5 protein-coding genes are annotated in these 5,243 nt (G+C 71.4%); all 5 read left to right on the top strand.

The features are described from left to right. On the top strand, positions 1–2,260 hold a 2,260-nt coding region (gene infB / locus ABEA10_RS49705), incomplete at its 5' end, for a translation initiation factor IF-2 (protein ID WP_345475720.1). 191 nt (positions 2,261–2,451) lie between these two features. Then, on the top strand, positions 2,452–2,748 hold the full coding sequence (locus ABEA10_RS49710) for a DUF503 domain-containing protein (protein ID WP_329256765.1): 297 nt from the start codon (positions 2,452–2,454) through the stop codon (positions 2,746–2,748). A gap of 69 nt (positions 2,749–2,817) precedes the next feature. Beyond that, a complete protein-coding gene (gene rbfA / locus ABEA10_RS49715) occupies positions 2,818–3,300 on the top strand; it encodes a 30S ribosome-binding factor RbfA (protein ID WP_329256768.1) in 483 nt (160 codons plus the stop codon). Further along, positions 3,297–4,325: a DHH family phosphoesterase gene (locus ABEA10_RS49720; RefSeq protein ID WP_329256770.1), complete on the top strand. Its 1,029-nt coding sequence runs from the start codon at positions 3,297–3,299 to the stop codon at positions 4,323–4,325. Before rbfA ends, ABEA10_RS49720 begins: the two co-directional genes overlap by 4 nt. Then, positions 4,322–5,188: a tRNA pseudouridine(55) synthase TruB gene (gene truB / locus ABEA10_RS49725; RefSeq protein ID WP_345475721.1), complete on the top strand. Its 867-nt coding sequence runs from the start codon at positions 4,322–4,324 to the stop codon at positions 5,186–5,188. The genes ABEA10_RS49720 and truB overlap by 4 nt, the downstream gene beginning before the upstream one ends. Positions 5,189–5,243: the final 55 nt, after the last annotated feature.

A 5,243-nucleotide genomic window follows, 5' to 3' on the forward strand; every position in this document is an offset into this window, starting at 1 on the left:
GCCACGTCCGGGCCCGGGCCGTCCCGGCGCTCCCGGCGCCGGCGGCCCCCGGCCGAACCCCGGCAGCATGCCGCCTCGGCCCGGAGGCCCGCGCCCCAGCCCGATGAACATGCCCTCGCGCCCGCAGCGCGACAGCGGTGGCCCCGGCGGTGCCGGTGGTCGCGGTCGTCCCGGCGGTGGCGGCGGTCGTCCCGGTGGCGGCGGTGGCCGTCCCGGCGGCGGTCGTCCCGGCGGTGGCTTCGGCGGCCGTCCGGCCGGTGCCGGTGGCGGCGGTGGCCGTCCCGGCGGCTTCGGCGGCCCGCGTCCGGGTGGCGGAGGCCGTGGCCGCGGTGGCACGCAGGGCGCGTTCGGCCGCCCCGGCGGACGTCCCACGCGTGGGCGCAAGTCCAAGAAGCAGCGGCGTCAAGAGTTCGACAACATGCAGGCGCCCTCGATCGGCGGCGTCCGCGTCCCGCGCGGCAACGGCAAGGCGATCCGCCTGCCGCAGGGTGCCTCGCTCACCGACTTCGCCGAGAAGATCGGCGCCAACCCGGCGTCGCTCGTCGAGGTGATGCTGCACCTCGGTGAGATGGTCACCGCGACGCAGTCGGTCAACGAGGAGACGCTGCAGCTGCTCGGCGCCGAGCTGGACTACAACGTCCAGGTCGTCAGCCCCGAAGACGAGGACCGCGAGCTGCTCGAGTCCTTCGACATCGAGTTCGGTGAGGACGAGGGCGGCGACGAGAACCTCGTCTCCCGTCCGCCGGTCGTGACCGTCATGGGTCACGTCGACCACGGTAAGACGAAGCTGCTCGACGCGATCCGCAACGCCAACGTGGTGGCCGGCGAGGCCGGCGGCATCACCCAGCACATCGGCGCCTACCAGGTCGCGACCGAGGTCGACGGCCAGGAGCGCAAGATCACCTTCATCGACACCCCGGGTCACGAGGCGTTCACCGCCATGCGTGCCCGCGGTGCCGAGACGACCGACCTGGTCGTGCTGGTGGTCGCCGCCGACGACGGGGTGAAGCCGCAGACCACGGAGGCGATCGACCACGCCAACGCGGCCGGGGTGCCGATCGTCGTGGCGGTCAACAAGGTCGACAAGGAGGGCGCCGACCCCCAGCGGGTGCGGGCACAGCTCACCGAGTACGGCCTGGTGGCCGAGGAGTTCGGTGGCCAGACGCAGTTCGTCGACATCTCCGCGAAGCAGCGGCTGGGCATCGACGACCTCCTCGAGGCCGTCGTCCTGACCGCCGACGCCGAGCTGGACCTGCGGGCCAACCCCGAGCAGGACGCCCAGGGCGTCGCGATCGAGGCGCACCTCGACAAGGGCCGCGGCTCCGTGGCGACCGTGCTCGTGCAGCGCGGCACGCTCCGGGTCGGCGACTCGATCGTCTGTGGTGAGGCCTTCGGCCGCGTCCGCGCCATGCTCGACGAGAACGGCAACAACGTCGACGAGGCGCTGCCGTCACGTCCGGTCCTGGTGCTCGGCCTGTCCGCCACCCCCGGCGCCGGTGACAACTTCATCGCCGTCGACGACGACCGGATGGCACGCCAGATCGCCGACCGCCGCCAGGCGCGCAAGCGCAACGCCGAGCTGCTCCGCACTCGCGGGCGCCGCACCCTCGAGGAGCTGTTCAAGGACCTCGAGAAGGGCGAGCTCCAGGAGCTGCTGCTCGTCATCAAGGGCGACGTCTCCGGTTCGGTGGAGGCCCTCGAGGACGCCCTGCTCAAGATCGACGTCGGCGACGAGGTCGGTCTCCGGGTGATCCGCCGCGGCGTCGGCGCGATCACGCAGGACGACGTGAACCTCGCGCTCACGTCGGAGGGCACCGTCATCATCGGCTTCAACGTCCGGCCCGAGCGCAACGCGCAGGAGATCGCCGACCGCGAAGGCGTGGACATCCGCTACTACTCGGTCATCTACCAGGCGATCGAGGAGGTCGAAGCCGCGCTCAAGGGCATGCTCAAGCCCGAGTTCGAGGAAGTGCAGCTCGGCTCGGCGGAGATCCGCGAGGTCTTCAAGGTGCCGCGCATCGGCAACGTCGCCGGTTCGATGGTCCAGTCCGGCACGATCAACCGCAACAGCAAGGCGCGGTTGATCCGCGACGGTGTGGTCATCTCCGACAACCTCACCGTGTCCTCGCTCCGCCGGTTCAAGGACGACGCGACCGAGGTCCGCGAGGGCTTCGAGTGCGGTATCGGCATCGGGTACGGCGACATCAAGATCGGTGACATCATCGAGACCTTCGAGATGCGGGAGAAGCCGCGCGTCTGAGTCACTGCCCGGAACCCTGCGCCCGCAGCGAGGCGGTGCCTGAGCACCGCCGAGCGGGGCGCGGGGTTCCGGGCGGTCTCTGCGCGTGGCCCTTCTCGCGGGTCCCGGTACGCCCCGGAGAGGTGGCGTGCGGTTTCCTCGCACGCCACCTCGTCGGTCGACGGCCGGTTCGATCACGGGGGTGACCACCTGTGTATGTGGGAGCACTGACGCTCGACCTGCTGCTCGGCGACGTACGCTCGCTGAAGCAGAAGCGCGCCGTGGTCCGTCCGATCGTCGCCGAAGTACGCCGGCGGTTCCCGGCGGCCGCGGCTGCCGAGACGGGCCACCTCGACCTGCACCGCCGGGCGGAGATCGCGATCGCGGTCGTCTCCGCCGAGGCGGGCAACTGCGTCGAGGTGCTGGAGGCGTGTGAGCGGCTGGTCGCCGGGCGGCCGGAGATCGAGCTGCTCTCGGCCCGGCAACGACTCTTCAACGAAGAGTCATAGAGTGCATTCCATTACTGGTTGATGGAGGACCGTGATCGCCCTGGTCACGGGACCGATGAAGGAGAGACTGTGACGGACCCCGCGAGGGCTCGTAAGCTCGCAGATCGCATACAGCAGATCGTCGCGGAGATGCTCGAGCGGCGGATCAAGGATCCGCGGCTCGGTTTCGTCACCGTGACGGACGCCCGGCTGACCAACGACCTGCGGGACGCGACGGTCTTCTACACCGTGTACGGCAGCGACGCCGAGCGCGCGGACAGCGCGGCGGCGCTCAACAGCGCCAAGGGCGTGATCCGTACGGAGGTGGGCAAGCGCACCGGCGTACGGCACACCCCCAGCCTGACGTTCGTGCCCGACGCGCTGCCCGAGAACGCCCGGCAGATCGACGACCTGCTCGCCAAGGCGCGCGCCGCGGACGAGCAGGTGGCCAAGGCCGCCGAGGGCGCCCTTCCCGCCGGGGAGGCCAACCCTTACCGCGAGGCGCGATCCGATGCGGATGTTGACGAAACCGACGGCGACGATGCCGACAACGCGGGATACTCCGGGTCGTGAACTCCCCGCCGGGTAGCGCCGTGGCCATCACCGCCGACGAGTGGCAACGGGCGGTCGCCTCGATCGAGGAGGCCGGGACGGTCTGCCTGGCGTGTCACGTCTCCCCGGACGGCGACGCCCTGGGGTCGATGCTGGCCTTCGCCCAGGCGCTGCGCGTCCTGGGCAAGCCGTTCACCGCCTCGTTCGGCGACGCGTTCGTCGTGCCGCGGATCCTGCGGTTCCTGCCCGGCCTGGACCTGCTCACCGACCCCGGTGACTTCCCGGCCGAGCCGGATGTCATGGTCACCTTCGACGCGGCCAGCCGCGACCGGCTCGGCAGCCTCGCGCCCAACGCCCGCAAGGCGCGCGAAGTGATCGTCTTGGACCACCACGCGTCGAACACCCGGTTCGGTACGACACATCTCGTCGATCCGGGAGCTGCGGCGACCGCGGCGGTCACCGAGCGCCTCATCGACCGGCTCGGCGTGTCCCTCACCCACGACATGGCCCTGGGCCTGTACGTCGGGCTCGTGACCGACACCGGCTCCTTCAAGTACGCCACGACCACCCCCGAGGTCCACGCGCTCGCCGGGAGGCTGCTGGCCACCGGCATCCGGCCCGAACTGGTCGCCCGCGAGGTCTGGGACCGCGCCCCGTTCGGCTACCTGCCGGTGCTGTCCGCGGCGCTCGGCCGCGCCACGCTCGAACCGGACGTGGCCGGCGGCCTGGGCATGGTGTGGACCACGGTCACGCGCGCCGACCGCGCCGCGTACAGCCTGCCGTACGACCTGCTCGAAGGCGTGATCGACGTCGTCCGGCGCACGGACGAGGCCGAGGTCGCCGTCGTCTTCAAGGAGGACGACGAGGGCGCCTGGCAGGTCTCCACCCGCTCCAAGGGGCGCGTCGACGTCGGGATGGCGTGCGTCGCCCTCGGCGGCGGCGGACACCCGACGGCGGCCGGATTCACCTTGCACGGCGAGGTCCGGCACGCGGTCGAACGCCTACGGGAGCTTCTCGCCGAGATCGAGGTCGTCACCCGCACATGAACGGACTTGTCATCGTCGACAAGCCGGCCGGCTGGACCTCCCACGACGTCGTGGGCAAGCTGCGCCGGCTGGCGGGCACACGCAGAGTCGGCCACGCCGGCACGCTCGACCCCATGGCCACGGGCGTGCTCATCATCGGGGTGGACAAGGCGACCCGCCTGCTCGGCCACCTCGCGCTCACCGAGAAGTCCTACGACGCGGTGATCCGGCTGGGCCAGTCGACCAACACCGACGACGCCGAGGGCGAGGTCACCGCCACGGCCCCCGCCGCGGGGGTGACCGAGGGGGAGCTGCGTGCGGCGGTCGCCGACCTCACCGGCCCGATCGAGCAGATCCCGCCCCAGGTCAGCGCGATCAAGGTGGACGGACGCCGGGCGTACAAACGGGTCCGCGACGGCGAGGAGGTCGCGCTCAAGGCCCGTAAGGTCACCGTGTACGACTTCGCGCTCGGCGACCTGCGCTACGCCGGTGACGTGCTCGACGTCTCGGCGACCGTCACGTGCTCCAGCGGCACCTACATCCGCGCGCTGGCCCGCGATCTGGGCGCGGCCCTGGGCGTCGGCGGCCACCTGTGCTACCTGCGCCGTACCCGCGTGGGCCCGTACGACCTGTCCCAGGCCCGGACGATCGAGCAGCTCACCGAAGAACTGACCGTCCTGCCGCTGGCCGACGCCGTGTCCGCGGCCTTCCCGCGGCTCGACGTGTCCACCGAAGACGCCCGCAAGATCGCCCACGGCGGGCGCCTGGGCGCGACCGGCCTGGGGCCGGGCCCGATCGGCGTCTTCGGCCCGGACGGCACACTGCTCGCGCTGATGGAGGAGCACGGCCCGGTCGCCAAGCCGATCGCCGTCTTCGTCCCCTAGCTTGAGTTTTAACCTGTGCGGCGGGGTCGTGGGGTGCTCGATTTCGTTGGTTTGG

The organism is Actinoallomurus oryzae, assembly GCF_039541955.1.
Lineage (GTDB): Bacteria > Actinomycetota > Actinomycetes > Streptosporangiales > Streptosporangiaceae > Actinoallomurus > Actinoallomurus oryzae.